Raw genomic sequence first — 18,592 nt, 5'->3', positions numbered from 1 at the left:
ACTATAGAGCAATTGGAAACAGGTTTTCCTATGTTGCAAGCACAGGTTAAGCAAATCAGGTTGTTAAATCAGAAGATTTAAGCCTATGAATGCCGCACTAAAATCAAGAGATTAGGCAGGAGCTTCGAATGCAGGTTTTCGTCAATATCAAGCCAGCGGCGCGCATTTTTGCTGCAAGCACAGCACTTTCGCTGATTTTCGGCAGCGCCGCCATGGCTGCGGATGCCAATGCCGTCGCCGAGCGCCTCAAGGCCCTTTATGCGAAACAGGGCGGCGAACTGAGCTTCGCCAATGTGAAGGCTGACGGTTCGAACATCGTGCTCGAAGGCACCAAGGTCAAGCTCGCCACACTGTCTCCCAAGGATGTGGAAATCGGCGACGTGACGCTGGAAGACGTTCAGGACGCACCGGATGGCGGTTTCACCATCGGACAGGTTGCTGTTCCTGACCTCACGCTCGACAGCACCGACGGCAAGAACGATCAGGCCGCCATCAAGGGCATGTCGATGCTGAACCTGCATATTCCATCGGAATCTGCCAAGGGTCCGCTCGACAGCATGATCCTCTACGACAAGATGAAGATCGACGAACTGGCTTTCGGCAAGCCAGGCACGGATGGCGCCACGGTAAAGGGCGTCGACGTCTCTCTCGACACGTCGAACAAGGCCGAGAAGATCGGCTACACCGCTTCGGTTGCCAGCATCGACGCCACCTTTGGCAAGGAAGGCCAGAACCCGCTTGAGCCACTCGGCATGAAGAGCCTTCAGGCCGCCGTCAACATGAAGGGCCAGTGGTCGCCGAAGTCGGGCGATGCCACGCTCGACCAGATGGAAGTTGATGCGCAGGACCTCGGCAAGATCAACATCACCGGCAGCCTTGGCGGCTACGATCTGGCTTTTGTCGAAGCCGTGCAGAAGACGCAGGAAGCAATGACCAAGTCGGACGCCGACAAGGACGCCGCCGGTCTTGCCATTCTCGGCCTTGCAGAACAGCTGAACCTCAAGAACCTGACGATCCGCTTCGATGATGCATCGCTGACGGAAAAGCTGCTGACCTATTATGCCAAGCAGCAGGGTTCGGACGCCAAGGCGCTTGGCGAACAGCTGAAGATGATGGTCCCACTGATGGCCACACAGCTGAAGAACCCGGATTTTGCACAGCAGCTGAAGGCGGCATCGGACAAGTATTTCACCGATCCGAAGTCTCTGACGCTCAGCGCCTCGCCTGACCAGCCGGTGACCTTCGCATCGATCGTTGCGACCGCATCGCTCGATCCGACGAAGATCATCCAGCTCCTGAAGGTTGGCGTCGACGCCAACAACTAAAATCGAAAAAGCCCGGTGTCATCACCGGGCTTTCTTTTAGATTCGCACCAACAAAAAACCCGGCTCAAGGCCGGGTTTTTTATTCTCGGAAAAAGCGCTTAGCTTTTCTGAGTCGGAGGAGCCAAGCGGATATGCAGATCGCGCAGCTGGGCTGGCGATACTTCCGAAGGCGCGTTCATCAGAAGATCAAGCGCCTGCTGGTTCATCGGGAACAGCGAGATTTCACGCAGGTTCTTTGCACCGACCAGCAGCATGATGACGCGATCGATACCGGCAGCCATGCCGCCATGCGGAGGCGCGCCGTACTGGAACGCACGATAGAGGCCGCCGAAACGCTCTTCCACGTCCTGCTGGCTCAGGCCGACCTTTTCAAAGGCCTTGACCATGACATCCGGCAGCTGGTTACGGATCGAGCCCGAAGCAATTTCAAAGCCGTTGCAGACGAGATCGTACTGATAGGCCTTGATTGCGAGCGGGTCCTGATTTTCCAGCGCATCCAGACCGCCCTGCGGCATGGAGAACGGATTGTGTGCGAAGTCGAGCTTCTTGTTGTCTTCGTCCCATTCGTAGAACGGGAAGTCGATGATCCAGGCCAGTTCGAAACGGTCGCGATCCACAAGGTTCAGCTCTTCGCCTGCACGGGTGCGTGCATCGCCGGCGAACTTGTAGAACTTCGACGGCTGACCAGCCACGAAGAAGCAGGCGTCGCCATCGTCGAGGCCCATCTGCACGCGAATTGCTTCGGTGCGTTCTTCACCGATGTTCTTCGCAATCGGGCCTGCGCCTTCAAGCTTGTCGCCTTCCTTGCGCCAGAAGATATAGCCGAGACCCGGCTGACCTTCGCTCTGCGCCCAGGAATTCATGCGGTCGCAGAATGCTCTGGAACCGCCGGTCTTGGCCGGAATGGCCCAGACTTCCACCTTCGGGTCGTTGGCGATCATGTTCGCGAAGACCTTGAAGCCCGAACCGGCGAAATGATCAGTCACAGCCTGCATTTCAATCGGGTTGCGAAGATCCGGCTTGTCCGAACCATAGGTGCGGATCGCATCGTCATAGGCGATACGGCGGAAGGTCTGCGTGACCGGCTTGCCTTCGGCAAACTCTTCGAAAATGCCGCGCATGACCGGTTCCATCGTTTCCCAGATTTCTTCCTGGGTCACGAAGCTCATTTCAAGGTCGAGCTGGTAGAATTCGCCCGGCAGGCGATCAGCGCGCGGGTCTTCATCGCGGAAGCAAGGCGCGATCTGGAAGTAGCGGTCGAAACCGGCAACCATCAGAAGCTGCTTGTACTGCTGCGGCGCCTGCGGCAGCGCATAGAACTTGCCTTCATGGATACGGCTCGGCACCAGGAAGTCGCGTGCGCCTTCCGGCGACGAGGCCGTCAGGATCGGCGTGGTGAACTCGTTGAAGCCGATTTCGGTCATGCGGCGACGCATCGCGGCAATGATCTTGGTGCGGCTCATGATGTTCTTGTGCAGCGTTTCGCGGCGCAGATCGAGGAAGCGATACTTCAAGCGGATATCTTCCGGATAATCCGGCTCGCCGAAGACAGGCAGCGGCAGTTCCTTGGCTGCGGCCAGAACTTCGATCTCGGTTGCGAAGATTTCGACTTCGCCGGTCGGCAGGTTCGTATTGACCGCATCACCTGCGCGGGCCTTCACTTCACCATCGACGCGGATAACCCACTCGCCGCGAACCGTTTCGGCAACCTTGAAAGCGGGCGAATCGGGATCGGCCACAATCTGGGTAATGCCGTAATGATCGCGAAGATCGATGAAGAGAATGCCGCCATGGTCACGGACGCGGTGAACCCAGCCGGACAGACGAACGTTCGAACCGACGTCCGTCTTACGGAGGGCTGCGCAGGTATGGCTGCGGTAACGGTGCATGATTTCTGCCTTTTGGTAAGATAAGTCAGTGCAGGCAAAGCGCTGCAAATTCTGGCGGAAAAGCGCATTTTGACCGGGTTTTGTCAAGTCTGCACTCTCTACAAGTGTCGCGGTTCAGACCGCATGACGTAACGTATCGACAAAAAACACGATTTGCACTTGTTATGCTATCGCTTTTGCGCATTCTTTCGGGACAACCAGCGTCGCTTTGTCTAAAAGAAAACCATGCAACTCATCACGACCACAGAGGCCCTCGAAGAGGCCGTATCCGCCCTGTCCAAGTCAGATTTCGTCACTGTCGACACGGAGTTCATCCGTGAAACGACTTTCTGGCCGGAATTGTGCCTTATCCAGATGGCTTCGCCGGATCACACCGCACTGGTGGATGCTCTCGCGCCCGGTCTCGACCTTGCCCCTTTCTTCCGCCTGATGGCCGACGAGAAGATCGTCAAGGTTTTCCATGCCGCGCGGCAGGATATCGAAATCGTGTTCCATCTCGGCGACCTCATCCCCTCGCCGGTCTTCGACAGTCAGGTTGCGGCCATGGTCTGCGGCTTCGGCGATGCGATTTCCTATGACCAGCTCGTCCAGAAAGTCACCGGCAAGCACCTCGACAAATCGTCCCGCTTTACCGACTGGCGCAGACGCCCGCTTTCAGACAAGCAACTCGACTATGCGCTGGCTGACGTCACCTATCTGCGCGACATCTATCTCTACCTCAAGGAAGAGCTTCAGAAGGAAGGTCGCAGCGAGTGGGTGAATGAGGAAATGGCGGTACTGACCGCCCGCGAAACCTATGATCTGCATCCGGATGATGCATGGCGGCGCGTGAAAGCCCGCGTGCGCAAGCCCATTGAGCTTGCCATCATGCAGTCCGTCGCGGCTTGGCGCGAACGGGAAGCGCGTGAACGCAACGTGCCGCGCGGCCGTATCATCAAGGACGACACGATTGCCGAGATCGCGCAGCAGCAGCCGCGCGATGCCGAGGCGCTCGGTCGCCTGCGCTCGATCCCGAAAGGCTGGGAGCGCTCGGCACAGGCTGCCGGTCTGGTGGCTGCAATCCAGTCAGCGCTTGCTATTCCGAAGGAAGACCTGCCGAAGCTGCCCAAGCCGTCGCATTCGCCGGAAGGCAGCGCCGCCGCAGCCGATCTTCTGAAGGTTCTGCTGAAGCTTGTTACCGAAGAACATGGAGTTGCCGCCAAGATCGTCGCCAACTCGGACGATATCGACAAGATTGCAGCAGAAGGTGATGAAGCGAAAGTGCCAGCCTTGCAGGGTTGGCGTCGCGAAGTATTCGGTCAGAAGGCACTGGACCTGATCGACGGCAAGATCGGCATCAAGTTCGAGAACCGTCGTATCCGGGCGGTGGAATTAGGGGAGTAAGGGAATAAGGCAGTAGGGGAATAGGTGAAAAGGGTTGTAAAAACATACTCCCCTATTCCCTTACTCCCTTATTCCCCTCCCTTTTCGCCTATCGCAAAATAGAGGTTCTTTCCCGTCAATTTGGCAAGCTGCTGCAAGCGGCCTTCTGGGCGATCCGATACGAGATCGGCCAGATCGCTTGGCACAACCAGCGCGATGCCGTTTACTTCCTCACGCCAGTAAAGGCGCGGAATGACCCCCGGCATGGATGCCGACAACAGATAGACGACGCGTAGCAATGCGCCGAGGAGCTTGGCCCTGTCGCGCAGGCGCAGCGTGGCAAGCTGCACGATTTCCGGAGCGATTTCGTCTTCGATCAGCCCTTCATGGCGGTAATAATTGGCAAGCGCCATATAAGAGCGGCCCGGATGATCGATGCCGCCGAACGAGCCGTGCGCGATGATATTCAATGCCTGCGAACCACGATAATCCGGATGCGCACGCCAGCTTATATCCGCCACGAGACAGGCAGCTTCTCGATAACGCCCCTCGTCCTCGGTCTCGTCATAGCCGAGCAGCGGCAGAGAAAGCGTCGTCCAAACGGCCAGTTCGCGCGCATGGCGCGGCGAGCGCGACCGCAGGATCGCCAGTTCTTCCGCAGAAGCAAGCAATGGGTCGAGTTTCTGCTCGTTCTTGGGCAACAGCGAATAGAGATACCCTTCACGCACGCCCAAAGCCGAGAAGACAATCTTCGACGGCTTCATGCGGCGGATGGTTTCCAGCATCACGGTTGCGCCATAGGACAGAAGCTGGCGACGGTTCTTCGACACTGCCTCGATGCCGCGCATCGTGTCGATATTGCCCTTGGCAACGCGCTTGAGAAAACTCTGCGCCTCGACCGGGTCCATCTCATATCCGTGCATGACATGCAGCGGATAATGCTTGGCCGTCATATGCAGCTTGGCAAGGTTACGCCATGTACCGCCAACCGCGTAGAAGACCTGTCCCTGATGCATTTCAAGGAGTGAGGCCTTTGCAAGTTCAGTGCGCGTGATCTTCGCAGCTTCGGTCAGCTTTTCGTCGGACATGTCCTGAAGACGCAAGCCGCCAAGCGGCAAGGTGATGCCCTCGCCGATGTCGTGATCGTTGACGGCCACCAGCTCGAGGCTGCCACCGCCCAGATCGCCCGCGACGCCGCAAGGCTTGTGGAAGCCGGAAATGATACCAAGCGCCGAATAATAGGCTTCTTCCTTGCCGGACAGCACTTCAATGTGACGCCCGAGAATGGCCTCGGCCTGCGCGATGAAATCAGGGCCGTTCTTCGCTTCTCGCGCGGCAGCAGTCGCCAGCGCATGCACGGAAACCGCGCCCGCCTGTTCGGCAAGCGCACGAAAGCGCCGCAAGGCGCGCAAGGCGATATCGACAGACTTGTCGTTGAGCCGGCCTGTCTTGGCCAGCCCCTTGCCGAGACCGCAAAGGAGTTTTTCGTTGAACAATACCGTCGGTGAACGGACGATACCTTCGTAAATGACGAGACGGATCGAATTCGAGCCGATGTCAATGACCCCGATGGGCTTGAGACCCTTCAGACGGCCTTGTGCTATAGCTGGACTCATGCAGTCGTTTTTCTTTCCGCCTGCGCACGCTTACGATGTGCGATCAGACGGGGGGCCGAAGACTTCAGCGACTTTCCGCGACCCGACAGGCTGGGATTGGTCATGAAATATTCCTGCGCGTTGAAAGCTTCCTCTCCTTCTTCTTTTTCTATCCGGCGAGAGGTGCCGTCCGCAAGTAGCTGATAGCTCTGTTGGTTATCAATTATGTTGGCAAACATGATCTGAGACAGGATTTGCTGGTGCACTGTGGCATTTGTGATGGGCACCAGCGTCTCCACGCGACGGTCGAGATTACGCGGCATCATGTCGGCAGAACCGATATAGACAATCGCCTTGTCGGACGGCAGATCATGCCCGTTTCCAAAGCAGAAAACGCGGCTATGCTCGAGAAAACGCCCGACAATCGACTTGGCGCGAATATTGTCGGAGAGGCCCGGCACGCCCGGGCGCAGACAGCAGATGCCGCGCACCACCAGCTCGATGTGAACGCCCGCCTGGCTTGCCTTGTAGAGCGCATCAATAATCTGTGGATCGACCAGCGAATTCATCTTCATCCAGATCGCCGCCGGTCGCCCTGCCTTGGCATGCGCCACTTCATTCTCGATGTGCTTGATAATGCGCGCCCGCAAGGTGAAAGGCGAAATGGCGATCTTCATCTCTTCCGCCGGTTGGGCATAACCGGTGATGAAATTGAAGATATGCGCCACATCACGGGCAATATCAGCATCCGAGGTGAAGAAGGAAAGATCCGTATAAATACGCGCGGTGATCGGGTGATAATTGCCCGTACCCAGATGCACATAGGAGCGCAGCTTCTGGTCTTCGCGGCGCACGACGAGTGACATTTTCGCGTGGGTTTTCAACTCGATGAAGCCGAAAACCACCTGCACACCAGCGCGTTCGAGATCGCGTGCCCAGCGAATATTGGCTTCTTCATCGAAACGCGCCTTCAGCTCGACCAGCGCAGTCACCGATTTGCCCGCTTCCGCCGCATCAACCAGTGCACGAACGATCGGGCTGTCGTTGGAGGTGCGATAGAGCGTCTGCTTGATGGCCAGCACATCCGGGTCCGCCGCCGCCTGACGCAGAAACTGCACCACAACGTCGAACGACTCATAAGGGTGATGAACCACAATGTCCTTTTCACGAATCGCGGCGAAGCAATCGCCGCCATGTTCGCGGATACGCTCCGGGAAACGCGGATTGTAGGATACGAATTTCAGGTCATCACGCGGAATAGAGACGATCTCCGAGATCATGTTAAGCGCCAGAAGCCCTTCATGCACGCTGACACGATTCTCGGACACGCCAAGTTCAGTCGCCACGAAGACGCGCAAGGCTTCCGGCATTTCGCCATCAAATTCAATGCGGATAACCTGACCGCGGCGGCGGCGCTTCAGCGCCGTTTCGAAGAGACGCACGAGGTCTTCGGCTTCTTCTTCCACTTCAATATCGCTGTCGCGAATGATACGGAACGTACCTGCCCCGCGCACCTCATAGCCGGGGAACAGTCGCCCGATAAACAGGCTCACCGCATCCTCGATGGTGATGAAGCGATAGACATTCTGCTGATCCGTCGGCAGCTGGATGAACCGCTTCAGAGCCACCGGAATGCGCAACAGCGCGGTCATCGGGTGATTGTCCGCGCGGCGCGCCAGCTGCAAGGCAATCGAAAAGCCCAGATTCGGAATGAACGGGAACGGATGCGCCGGATCGATGGAAAGCGGCGTCAAAACCGGGAAAATCGTTTCGAGAAAATGACTTTCCAGCCAGTCCTTCTCCGGTTCCGACAAACCCGATGGGCGAACGATTTCAATATTTTCCTGCACCAGCTCGTCACGCAAGATGCGGAAACGTCCCTGCTGCTCGGCCTGCAATCGGCTCACTTCATCCAGAACGAAATCGAGCTGTTCTTGTGGCGTGCGGCCATCGGCACTGCGCAGCGCCACACCGGCGCGGACCTGCGCGGCAAGACCGGCAATGCGCACCATGAAGAATTCATCGAGATTGGTGGCCGAGATAGACAGGAAACGCAGACGCTCCAGCAAAGGCTGGCGCATATTTGCGGCTTCATCCAGAACGCGGCGGTTGAACTGGAGCCAGGAAAACTCACGATTGACGAAGCGATCCGCGCTGCTCATCAGCTCCGCGATCTTGTCCTCATTCAAAGCTTTGTGAGCATCAGGTGCGTTTTGCATGTCCGAACCGATTTCGGAGGTGCTGGCTGGTTCAGCTGTCATATCATGGGCCCCGCTCTGGGTTTCGCTCGCCAACGCACTGTTTTCGTTCATTTTTCCTAATCCGGCATCTGCCGGAAAGAACCGGCGCATCGTAAAGCCTATGGCTGTCGCATGACAGTTTGATAGCAAATCACTTAAATATCCCTAGAATTGATGAAAACGCTTCCGGAAACAAGAGTTTCGCGGTAAACGCAAGCAGAGTTTTGAGCGCGCTGGTCTGAAGCGTGCTATATACCGCGAACGACAGCCCGGAGCGTATTATGTCCGATCACATCATTCCTCATTTCCAGAACGACGCCGGTCACAGTGCCATTGAAATCGGTGTGAAGGAATTCATGTGCGTCGGCGCAAACCCGCCTTTCGATCATCCGCATGTCTTCCTCGACATGGGCGACGAAAGCGAAGTGGTCTGCCCCTATTGCTCGACCCTTTATCGCTACAATGCCAAGCTGCATGCCGACGAAACTCTTCCGGCAGGCTGCACCTATGACGCTCCAGCCGATAAAGCGGCCTGATCAGCGATTATTTAAGCCCATCTTATCACAGCATTGGGCAAGAAGACCGATATGGGCAAAGGCCGCATATTGATAGCAGGAGCCGGTGTCGCGGGATTGAGCGCGGCGCTGGAACTTGCAGCACGGGGCTGGACAATCCAGCTCATCGAGAAAGCATCCGCTCTTTCTGAAGTCGGCGCGGGCTTGCAACTGGCCCCGAACGCAATGCGTCACCTTGAGCACCTCGGCGTCGCCGACAGTCTTGCTCCTCACACTGTAACGCCTGAAAAACTCTATCTTGTTGACGGACGCAAGGCGCGTCCCCTGCTCGCCATGGAACTGGGCGACAAGGCTCGTCTGCGCTGGCGCCATTCTTATGTGGTTTGTCACCGCGCCGATCTGCAATCGGCGCTTTTGCAAGCCTGCGAGGGAAATCCAGCGATCCAGATCAACCTCGGCAGTGAAATCCTCGATCATACCGCCCGCGACAATGGCATCGTGGCGACCGTCAAAAGCGGAAGCGGGACGAATACCGTTGAAGCCGACTATCTGATCGCCTGCGACGGGGTCTGGTCTGCGCAGCGTGCGCTTGCCGATTACGACAAGGCGCAGTTCAGCGGCCATATTGCGTGGCGTGCAACATTGGCGACCAATGCCCTGCCCGCCTCGTTCCTGAGCGCTCTTCCAGAACGCAAGGCCGTATCCGCCTGGCTCGGCCCCGCCATTCACTTCATCGCCTATCCCGTCAAAGCCGGGGCATTTTTCAATTTTGTCGCCATTACTGCGGGCGAAAATCCCGGCGAAAGCTGGTCGAAAACCGGCGACCGCACAAAACTGCAAGCCAACTATAGAAGCTGGGCCAAGCCGGTTCGTGATGTATTGGCGACCGCCGACGACTGGACCTATTGGCCGCTTTTCGAAATGGCAGAACCGCAGCTTCTGGGGCCGAACCGCACCATATTTCTGGGCGATGCGTCCCATGCCGTCACGCCATTTGCCGCGCAAGGCGCTGCGATGGCGATTGAAGATGCGGCCGCCCTTGCCGAAGCGCTTGATGCCGCCGATCAGTCGGCGGGGCTGCGCCGCTTCGAAACCGTTCGCAAGGAAAGGCTCGCAGCGGTCGCCAAGCGCGGTCAGCTTAACCGCTTTGCCTATCACGCCACCGGACCGATGGCGCTTGGCCGCAACATGCTGTTTGCCCTGCGTCGCCCGGATACTTTCCTGAAGGATCTGGACTGGCTTTATGGCTATGATGCCGTTGCGGCCATACGCGGATAGTCGGTCAAAAGTTACGCCGCGTCGCGCGCAGCTTCCAATGTCGCAACATCGATTTTGACCATCTTCATCATGGCGTCCGCCACGCGCTGGCGGACATCAGGCGCACCATTTTCCATGGTATCGAGCAACATGTCGGGTACGATCTGCCATGCGAAGCCATATTTATCGGTCAGCCAGCTGCATTCCATCGGCGTCCCGCCTTCCAGAAGCTTTTCCCAGAAAGCATCCACTTCCGCCTGATCCTTGCAGCGAACAATCAACGATGCCGCTGGCGTAAACTTGAAATGCGGACCTCCGTTGAGGCCACAGATTTTCTGTCCATCAAGCGTGAAATTCGCGGTGACAGCCTGTTCTTCGTTTTGCTGGTTGCCATGCTTGAAGCGGATGAAACCATCAATTGAAGCCGGTCGCCCGCAGGCGCGAAAGATCGAGACATAATGATTGGCGGCTTCTTCCGCCTGCCCGTCGAACCACAGGCAAATGGTGAGACCTGACATGGTCAATTCCTCCCTGTTTATCCAGTTTTTGCGCTCAGCCCATAACCTTGGCGGCTTCTTCCATGTCCATCCACATCAGCTCCCAGATATGACCGTCCAGATCTTCAAAGCTGCGCCCATACATGAAACCATAGTCCTGCTTGGCCGCCGGATCAGCGCGACCGCCAGCTTTCGCGGCCTTTTCAACCGTGTCATCCACCTCGGCCTTGCTGTCGGCGGATAGGCAGATCAGCACTTCGCTCACCGCACTGGCATCGGCGATTTTCTTCGGCGTGAACTGGCTGAACTTGTCATGATCCAGGATCATCGCGTGGATCGTATCGGAGAAAACCATGCAGGATGCGGTTTCGTCCGAGAACATCGGATTCTTCTTTGCGCCAATGGCTTCATAGAAGCTCGTCGAGCGCGCGACGTCTTTCACGGCTAAATTCACGAAAATCATTTTCGGCATGACATTTCCTCCATTGGCAGGGCGCGGCCCTGTATCCATTATTATTGTTTGTCGCCGCTGCGCCCCGCCGCAGCACCAGACATTTTTCGCGTGTTCTGGCGATGTCCGGATTAAGTTTGCTTGAACATAATGACAGATAAGTTATATTAGGCAACCATGAAGTTAGAAAAAATAACTAAAGGCGATAAACAGGCCGCGAAGCGCAGCTACGATGATGCATGCGCGGCCGCGCATGGCCTTGATTTAATTGGAGAACGCTGGGCGCTGCTGGTCATGCGAGAACTGCTGCTGGGCCCGAAGCGCTTCAGTGATTTGCGCGCCGATCTGCCGGGCGTGAGCGCGAATGTGCTCACCCAAAGGCTCGAGGGGCTGGAACTAGCCGGCATTCTACACAAGACCAAATTGCCGCCGCCGGCCTCGGTGCAGGTCTATGAACTCACCGAATGGGGCTATGAAAGCGAACCGATCCTGCAAGCGCTCGGTCGTTGGGCTGCGCGTTCGCCAATGCACGATCCGAACCTGCCGATTTCAACGGTTTCGTTCCTGCTTTCTCTGCGGACTATGCTGGATAGCGGATGCGCCCATGGGATGAATGCCATCATTCACCTGCGACTGGATGGAGAAGATTTCACCGCCCGCCTGCATGATGAGGCGCTGGATATCGCTCGCGGCGTGCCGGAACGATACGATCTTTCACTCCAGGGCGCGCCGCGTATGCTCGCCGCAACCATCTATGGTGGACAGCCATTGGCAGCGCTTGAGGAAGCCAATTTGCTGACAGTCAAAGGGGATCGTATTTTGGCGGAAAAACTGCGCACGCTCTTCCCTTTACCCGACAAGGCACCTCTGCCGGAATAAATATGCAACTTTTTGGTTGCTTATTTTGTCAGCGCCGTTAAATTAGCAACCATTGAGTTGCCAATTACGGAGGAGATACACCATGACCGTTGCAAACAAGACAGATCGCATTGAGAAGACCGTCGACATTCGCGCTGGTATTGACCGCGTTTGGCGCGCCTTGACCGACCATGACGAGTTTGGAAGCTGGTTTCGCGTCAAGCTCGATGGCCCGTTCATCGTCGGCGCAGCTTCGACCGGTCACATCACCTATCCGGGATTTGAGCATGTGCGGTGGGAATCCGTCGTCAAGGATATGAAGGCGCCGAACTATTTCGCCTTTACATGGCATCCTTATGCCGTCGAGCCGGACGTGGATTATTCCAAGGAGCCGCCGACGCTGGTGGAGTTCAAGCTTGAACCGATCGAAAGCGGCACGCGCCTGACAGTTGTTGAAAGCGGTTTCGACGCCCTGCCCGCCGAACGCCAGCCTTTGGCGTTGCGCATGAACGATGGTGGCTGGCAGGAGCAGGTCGGCAATATCAAGGCCCATGTCGAAAAATGAGCGCAAGTCCGGTCAGTCACGCCATGGAGATTTCCGCTATTTTCGGGGCGCTTGCCGACCCGACGAGACTCGCTCTCATCGAGACATTGAGTGACGGTGAGAGCCGTTCTATCGTGGTGCTGTCACAGAATGGCAGCATCACGCGGCAAGCCGTAACCAAGCACCTGTCGGTTCTCGAACAGGTCGGGCTTGTGCATCGCGAAAAGATCGGGCGGGAAAGTCATTTCCGCCTGCATCCTGCTCCGCTTGTCGATGCCCACGCCTATCTCGCGGCCGTTTCGACCCAGTGGGACGATGCCTTGCAGCGCCTGCGCCACTTCGTGGAAGATTGAACTATGGCTGGTTGAAGAGCAGCGCCGATGTGCCTTTGACGAAACCGAGTTTCTCATAGAATGGCACCAGCCGGTCCGGGCAATAAAGCTCGAAGCTCTTCACACGTTGCAGCTTTTCGTGGGCCAACACGCGCTTGACGATGGCTTGTCCGAGCCCTTGTCCGCGATGGTGATCGGAAACGATCACATCGAAGATCGTCGCCTTGAAGGTGAAATCGCTCAACACCCGTGCGAAGCCAGCAATATTGCCTGCATCGTCGAAGCAGAAGACAAGCACGTCGCAATTGTCGAGCATATGGATGACATCTTCGAAGCTTCGCTCACGCGTCCACCATTCCTTGCTATAAAATGCGTGAAACTCGCGATATTGCTCAGGCGTCAGCTTCCCTGCCCATTGAAAATCCGTCACGAAATGCCTCTCCGATTTCAATAGCCTATCAGTCGCAAAGGCTCCGCAACATGACAATCCACTTTGAACAAACCTGCCCCATCTTCAGGATTTTCGACATCGAAAAGGCCAAGGAGTTCTATATCGGCTTTCTGGGGTTCACCCTCGACTGGGAGCACCGATTTGCGGAGGATATGCCGTTTTATATGCAGGTGTCGCGCGAAGGCCTGATCCTGCATCTGAGCGAACATCACGGCGATGGCAGTCCCGGCGCCAACATTTTTGTGCGCATGCAGGGCATCGATGCCTTGCACAAGGAAGTCACTTCGCGCGGTTATCGCTTCATGCGCCCCGGTATTGAGACCCAATCCTGGGGGCGCGTGATGAGCGTGATTGATCCTTTCGGCAACCGCATCCAATTTTGCGAAGGGCCGCACGCAGAGTAAGCGGCGGCTTGGTCGAAACGACCCCACCAATAAAAACACCCGCCAGCGTGACTGGCGGGTGTTCTCAATTCAAGGCACTCAACCGGATCAGTGCAAGATCTGGCTGAGGAACAGCTTGGTGCGTTCGTGCTGCGGATTGTCGAAGAACTCGTTTGGTGAATTCTGTTCAACGATCTGGCCCTGATCCATGAAGATCACACGATTGGCGACCTGACGGGCGAAGCCCATTTCGTGCGTCACGCAGATCATGGTCATGCCTTCGGCAGCAAGGCTCACCATCGTATCGAGCACTTCCTTGACCATTTCCGGATCAAGCGCCGAGGTCGGTTCGTCGAAAAGCATGACCTTCGGGTTCATGCACAGTGCACGGGCAATCGCCACGCGCTGCTGCTGACCACCGGAAAGCTGGCCCGGATATTTATTGGCCTGTTCCGGAATTTTCACGCGGGCCAGATAATGCATGGCGATTTCTTCCGCCTGCTTCTTTGGCATCTTGCGCACCCAGATCGGCGCCAGCGTGCAGTTTTCCAGAATGGTCAGATGCGGGAAGAGGTTGAAGTGCTGGAACACCATGCCGACTTCGCGGCGCACTTCATCGATCTTCTTCAGGTCGTTGGTCAGCTCGATACCGTCAACGACGATCTTGCCCTTCTGATGTTCCTCCAGACGGTTGATGCAGCGGATCATCGTCGATTTGCCCGAGCCCGACGGACCGGCAACGACGATGCGCTCACCGCGCATCACCTTCAGATTGATGTCGCGCAGAACATGAAACTCACCATACCACTTATGCATGTTGGTGATTTCGATGGCGACATCGGTTTTGGATACCTGCATCTTCGAGCCGTCGACCTCGACACCGAGCTCTGATTGCGGGAGGGCGCTTTGTGCACTCATACCATTATTCCCTTTTGTTCTTTTTATCGTTTGTGACCCGTGTCGAGCCGTCGTTCCATGAATATAGAGTATCGCGACATAGCGAAACAGAAAATCCAGAAAACGAAGCCCGCAAAGATGAGGCCGGTAGCAGGCGTCTGTGGAGAAGCCCAGTTGGCATCGGAGAAACTCTGGCGCACGATGCCCAGAAGATCAAACATGCCGATGATGTAGACAAGGCTCGTATCCTTGAAGAGCCCGATGAAGGTGTTCACGATACCCGGAATCACCAGTTTGAGCGCTTGGGGCAGGATGATGAGTCCCGTCTTCTGCCAGTAGCTGAGGCCGAGCGCATCCGCGCCTTCATATTGCCCGCGTGAGATCGCCTGAAGTCCGCCGCGCACAACTTCCGCCATATAGGCCGATGCGAACAGCGCCACGCCGATCAGGGCACGCAGCAATTTGTCGAAGGTCACGCCCGGCGGCAGGAACAGCGGAAGCATCACACTCGCCATGAACAACACCGTCACGAGGGGAACACCACGCACCATTTCGATGAAAATGATGCTGAATGTCTTGATGACGGGCAGATGCGAACGACGGCCAAGCGCCAGCAGAATGCCGAGCGGCAAAGAGACCGCAATGCCCACGAAGGACAGAACCAGCGTTACCAGAAGGCCGCCCCAGAGTGGCGTTTCCACGAAGGGCAGACCGAACCAGCCGCCAACCAGCAGGAAGAATGCCACAAATGGAAAGACGAAGAAGAACAGAATGGCGTTGAGCGCCTTCTGCGGCACCTTCGGTATCATAAGCGGCACAAGAAGGATGACGAAGAGCAGAGCCGTCAGATTGACCCGCCAGCGCTGATCGATCGGATAGCGTCCATAGATGAACTGCTCATACTTGGCCTGAACGAAAGCCCAGCAAGCGCCGGACCAGCCGTCCGGCTGTGCGCCGCCCTGTGCGACGGTCAGGCAGGCCGTGCGGTCGGTTCCGCTCCACACCGCGTTGACGAAGAGCCACTGAATGGCGGACGGCAGAAACCAGACCAGAAGGAACAGGGCGAAGATTGTCAGAGCCGCATCGGTTGGAGAAGCGAAGAGATTGACGCGCAGCCAGTGCGAAAAGCCCTGTACCGAACGCGGCGGCTTTTCGCCATCGACCATTTCCGTGCGGATATATTGGAGATCGGCTTTTTCCATGGTCATCTCTCCACCAACGCCATTTTGGCATTGAACCAGTTCATGATGGCGGACGTGACCAGGCTGATGCCCAGATAGATCACCATCCAGATTGCCACGACTTCAACCGACTGTCCGGTCTGATTGAGAACCGTGCCGCCGACGGCGACGAGATCCGGATAGCCGATGGCAATTGCCAGCGAGGAGTTCTTGATGAGGTTCAGATACTGGCTCGACAGAGGCGGGATGATAATGCGTAGCGCCTGCGGCACAATGATGAGACGCATCGTCGGCCCAGGGCGCATACCAACCGCGTAAGCCGCTTCCGTCTGCCCCTTGTTGACGCCGAGAATGCCCGCGCGAACCGTTTCGGCAATGAACGAGGCTGTGTAGAAGGACAAGGCGAGGAAAAGGGCCAGAAATTCCGGCTTGATCTGAGCGCCGCCCGTCAGATTGAAGGTACCGAGTTTCGGAATGTCGAAGGAAACCGGAAAGCCGGTCGCGATGAAGGCAAGCAGTGGCAGACCGATAATCAGTGCAATCGTCGCACGGATCGTATGGAAGGGCTGACCTGTCGCCATCTGCCTGCGTCTGGCCCAGCGCGCCACCACGAAAGACGCGACAATGCCCAGAACAAGCGCCACCGGAATAAGCCACGCCTTCTCACCCCAGACGGGTGCGGGCATGAAGAAGCCGCGGGTGTTGATATAGGTGTGCAACGGTCCGCTGATGCTTTCGCGCACATTCGGCAAGGTGGACAAAATGCCGAAATACCAGAAGAAAATGACCAGCAGCGGCGGAATGTTGCGAAAAATTTCAACATAGACCGTGCAGAGCTTGCGGATCAGCCAGTTGCGGGACAAACGACCGATACCGACGAGAAATCCGATGATCGAGGCTGTGATAACGCCCAAACCTGCAACATAGAGCGTGTTGACCAGACCCACCAGGAAGGCCCTGGCATAAGTCGAATCGCTGTTATACGAAATCAGTGTCTGACTGACATCGAAGCCCGCGCGGCCTTTCAAAAAGCCGAAGCCCGAGGCGATATTCGCGCGCTGCAGGTTGGTGACCGTGTTTCCGACGATCCAGTAGATCGCGCCCACGACCGCGACGAACACTAAAATCTGGTAGAAGATGCCGCGAACGCGCGGATCGTACAGAAGTGAGGTTCCACCGCTATCATGGCGTTCGGTTGCAGAATAGGAAGCCATATGTTTCCTGTACCTTTGGTCAGGCGCAAAATTTTCGGAACGGAAACAGCGCCCCAAAAACCGGAGCGTCATTCTCGAAACGACAATGCAGCCGAACCATTATTTTTTGCGACGGGCCGGTTCAATTGTCTGGCCAGCGAAATGCTATGAGCTCTTGCGGGCAATCGCCCCAATTTCAAATGCTTGTGCTGCTATCAGATCCCGATGATCTTTGCGGGAAACTGCTTCAACGAAACAGAGAGCCGATAAATCCGGCATGAGGCGGATGCCAGTGCCCCCACCTCATGTCAGATGCAAAAGCTGTCGCCCTTAGCGGATCGGCATGCCGTATTGCAGGCCACCCTTCGACCACTGGGCATTGAGACCGCGTGCGATCTTGAGCGGGCTACCGCTACCCAGGTTACGATCGAACAATTCGCCGTAATTTCCGACGCCCTTGATGATCTTGACGACCCAGTCGTTATCGAGGCCGAGATCGGTACCAATCTTGGTATCGGCCTCCGTGCCAAGCAAACGCTTGATTTCCGGATTGTCAGAGTTCTTCATCTCGTCGACATTCGCCTTGGTGATACCGAATTCCTCAGCATTCAACAGCGCGAAATGCGTCCAGCGGACGACGTCAGCCCACTTCGAATCGCCCTGTCGGACAGCTGGTCCAAGCGGTTCCTTGGAAATGATTTCCGGCAGGATGACGTGATCATCCGGATTGGCGAGCGTCAGACGAATTGCATAGAGGCCGGACTGGTCGGTGGTGTAAGCATCGCAACGACCAGAATCATAGGCTGCGTTGGCTTCGTCGACCTTTTCGAAGACGACCGGATTATATTCCATTTTATTGGAACGGAAATAATCGGCCATGTTCAGCTCGGTCGTCGTGCCTGCCTGCACGCAGATGGAAGCGCCCGAAAGCTGAAGCGCCGAGTTGATGCCGGAGAGCTTCTTCGAGTTGATCATGAAGCCCTGACCGTCAAAATAGTTGACGCCCGGAAAATCAAGGCCGAGCGAAGTATCACGGCTAATGGTCCAGGTCGTGTTGCGGATCAGAACGTCCACTTCACCTGATTGCAGCGCCGTGAAGCGCTCTTTCGCATTCAGCGGCGTAAACTTCACCTTGGTCGGATCGCCGAAGATCGCCGATGCAACCGCGCGGCAATAATCGACGTCAAAGCCGGACCATTCGCCCTTGTCGTTCGTGGAAGCAAAACCGAGAAGACCGGTGTTCACACCACATTGCACGAAGCCCTTTGCCTTAACGTCGGAAAGTGTGTCGGCGGATGCCCCCGAAGCCGCGCCAAAAAGCGCTGCTGCACCCAGTACCCCCATCAAAATTGTATTTTTCATCTGGCCTGCAACCTTTTTGTTCCCTGGAAACGATGGGCGTAAACACACCACGCGTTTCTCTCGTTGTTTGTTGCATAGGTCTTTCCGGAAAAGCCGTGCGCTCCTCCCCAACCCATACTGCATTAGCAGACCGCCCCTCGCCCGAGACCGGTTATCCGGTCTTCTATTTATGTCTGAGCATAGTGACGCCTGTCGCCTTCACCGCCTTATCGAAGGCGATAATTGGGCAATGGTCAAGTTAATATCGGCAGCAAAATCAG

General features: G+C 56.5%; 18 protein-coding genes. 8 read left to right on the top strand and 10 right to left on the bottom strand.

Features of this window, described 5'->3' with window-relative positions; genetic code table 11:
* Positions 1-128 precede the first annotated feature (128 nt).
* Entirely contained in the window at positions 129-1,325 is a 1,197-nt protein-coding gene (locus FHW00_RS06545; RefSeq protein WP_078340492.1) for a hypothetical protein, read from the top strand.
* 98 nt (positions 1,326-1,423) lie between these two features.
* On the opposite strand, the gene aspS is transcribed toward FHW00_RS06545, so the two are convergent.
* On the bottom strand, positions 1,424-3,214 hold the full coding sequence (gene aspS / locus FHW00_RS06540; RefSeq protein WP_078340491.1) for an aspartate--tRNA ligase: 1,791 nt from the start codon (positions 3,212-3,214) through the stop codon (positions 1,424-1,426).
* 225 nt (positions 3,215-3,439) lie between these two features.
* Here aspS and rnd point away from each other — a divergent pair, with 225 nt between their 5' ends.
* Complete coding sequence (rnd, locus tag FHW00_RS06535; protein ID WP_078340490.1) at positions 3,440-4,597, top strand: ribonuclease D; 1,158 nt, start codon at positions 3,440-3,442, stop codon at positions 4,595-4,597.
* Positions 4,598-4,665: 68 nt separating this feature from the next.
* Here rnd and ppx read toward each other — a convergent pair whose 3' ends face one another.
* Together ppx and FHW00_RS06525 are read right to left on the bottom strand one after the other, a co-directional pair.
* Positions 4,666-6,192 (bottom strand): exopolyphosphatase, encoded by a 1,527-nt coding sequence (gene ppx / locus FHW00_RS06530; protein WP_078340489.1) that lies wholly within the window; start codon positions 6,190-6,192, stop codon positions 4,666-4,668.
* Complete coding sequence (locus FHW00_RS06525) at positions 6,189-8,432, bottom strand: RNA degradosome polyphosphate kinase (RefSeq protein ID WP_078340543.1); 2,244 nt, start codon at positions 8,430-8,432, stop codon at positions 6,189-6,191. Before FHW00_RS06525 ends, ppx begins: the two co-directional genes overlap by 4 nt.
* A gap of 260 nt (positions 8,433-8,692) precedes the next feature.
* Between FHW00_RS06525 and FHW00_RS06520 the strand changes: the two genes are divergently transcribed.
* On the top strand, positions 8,693-8,947 hold the full coding sequence (locus FHW00_RS06520; RefSeq protein WP_078340488.1) for a zinc-finger domain-containing protein: 255 nt from the start codon (positions 8,693-8,695) through the stop codon (positions 8,945-8,947).
* Between the two features lie 51 nt (positions 8,948-8,998).
* On the top strand, positions 8,999-10,204 hold the full coding sequence (locus FHW00_RS06515) for an FAD-binding protein (protein ID WP_078340487.1): 1,206 nt from the start codon (positions 8,999-9,001) through the stop codon (positions 10,202-10,204).
* A gap of 11 nt (positions 10,205-10,215) precedes the next feature.
* On the opposite strand, the gene FHW00_RS06510 is transcribed toward FHW00_RS06515, so the two are convergent.
* The gene (locus FHW00_RS06510) at positions 10,216-10,701 is read right to left on the bottom strand and encodes a VOC family protein (RefSeq protein ID WP_078340486.1); all 486 of its coding nucleotides are present in this window, start codon (positions 10,699-10,701) and stop codon (positions 10,216-10,218) included.
* Positions 10,702-10,735: 34 nt separating this feature from the next.
* Positions 10,736-11,152 (bottom strand): VOC family protein, encoded by a 417-nt coding sequence (locus FHW00_RS06505; protein WP_078340485.1) that lies wholly within the window; start codon positions 11,150-11,152, stop codon positions 10,736-10,738.
* A 156-nt stretch (positions 11,153-11,308) separates the two neighbouring features.
* Here FHW00_RS06505 and FHW00_RS06500 point away from each other — a divergent pair, with 156 nt between their 5' ends.
* The 3 genes from FHW00_RS06500 to FHW00_RS06490 all read left to right on the top strand — a co-directional run bounded on the left by FHW00_RS06500 (position 11,309) and on the right by FHW00_RS06490 (position 12,886).
* Positions 11,309-12,010 carry a winged helix-turn-helix transcriptional regulator gene (locus tag FHW00_RS06500; RefSeq protein ID WP_078340484.1) on the top strand — a complete coding sequence of 234 codons (702 nt, stop codon included), beginning with the start codon at positions 11,309-11,311 and terminating at the stop codon, positions 12,008-12,010.
* Positions 12,011-12,092: 82 nt separating this feature from the next.
* The gene (locus tag FHW00_RS06495; RefSeq protein WP_078340483.1) at positions 12,093-12,554 is read left to right on the top strand and encodes an SRPBCC family protein; all 462 of its coding nucleotides are present in this window, start codon (positions 12,093-12,095) and stop codon (positions 12,552-12,554) included.
* Complete coding sequence (locus tag FHW00_RS06490; protein ID WP_445557989.1) at positions 12,551-12,886, top strand: ArsR/SmtB family transcription factor; 336 nt, start codon at positions 12,551-12,553, stop codon at positions 12,884-12,886. The genes FHW00_RS06495 and FHW00_RS06490 overlap by 4 nt, the downstream gene beginning before the upstream one ends.
* Before the next feature lies 1 nt (position 12,887).
* Here FHW00_RS06490 and FHW00_RS06485 read toward each other — a convergent pair whose 3' ends face one another.
* A complete protein-coding gene (locus FHW00_RS06485) occupies positions 12,888-13,295 on the bottom strand; it encodes a GNAT family N-acetyltransferase (protein ID WP_078340482.1) in 408 nt (135 codons plus the stop codon).
* A 50-nt stretch (positions 13,296-13,345) separates the two neighbouring features.
* Here FHW00_RS06485 and FHW00_RS06480 point away from each other — a divergent pair, with 50 nt between their 5' ends.
* Positions 13,346-13,720, top strand: coding sequence for a glyoxalase superfamily protein (locus FHW00_RS06480; RefSeq protein WP_078340481.1), 375 nt, complete (start codon positions 13,346-13,348; stop codon positions 13,718-13,720).
* An 87-nt stretch (positions 13,721-13,807) separates the two neighbouring features.
* Here the strand turns inward: FHW00_RS06480 and FHW00_RS06475 are convergent, their stop codons facing one another.
* The 4 genes from FHW00_RS06475 to FHW00_RS06460 form a co-directional block, all read right to left on the bottom strand.
* Positions 13,808-14,617, bottom strand: a complete 810-nt coding sequence (locus FHW00_RS06475) for an amino acid ABC transporter ATP-binding protein (RefSeq protein ID WP_078340480.1) — start codon at positions 14,615-14,617, stop codon at positions 13,808-13,810.
* A gap of 23 nt (positions 14,618-14,640) precedes the next feature.
* Positions 14,641-15,798 carry an amino acid ABC transporter permease gene (locus FHW00_RS06470; protein WP_078340479.1) on the bottom strand — a complete coding sequence of 386 codons (1,158 nt, stop codon included), beginning with the start codon at positions 15,796-15,798 and terminating at the stop codon, positions 14,641-14,643.
* Between the two features lie 2 nt (positions 15,799-15,800).
* Positions 15,801-16,991, bottom strand: coding sequence for an amino acid ABC transporter permease (locus tag FHW00_RS06465; RefSeq protein ID WP_078340478.1), 1,191 nt, complete (start codon positions 16,989-16,991; stop codon positions 15,801-15,803).
* Positions 16,992-17,300: 309 nt separating this feature from the next.
* Complete coding sequence (locus FHW00_RS06460) at positions 17,301-18,332, bottom strand: amino acid ABC transporter substrate-binding protein (protein ID WP_078340477.1); 1,032 nt, start codon at positions 18,330-18,332, stop codon at positions 17,301-17,303.
* Between the last annotated feature and the right edge of the window lie 260 nt (positions 18,333-18,592).

It is taken from the genome of Ochrobactrum sp. P6BSIII, from assembly GCF_014138065.1.
Taxonomy (GTDB): Bacteria; Pseudomonadota; Alphaproteobacteria; order Rhizobiales; family Rhizobiaceae; genus Brucella.
Note: the sequence above shows the minus strand (reverse complement) of the source record. Positions and strands in the feature narration are given on the sequence as shown.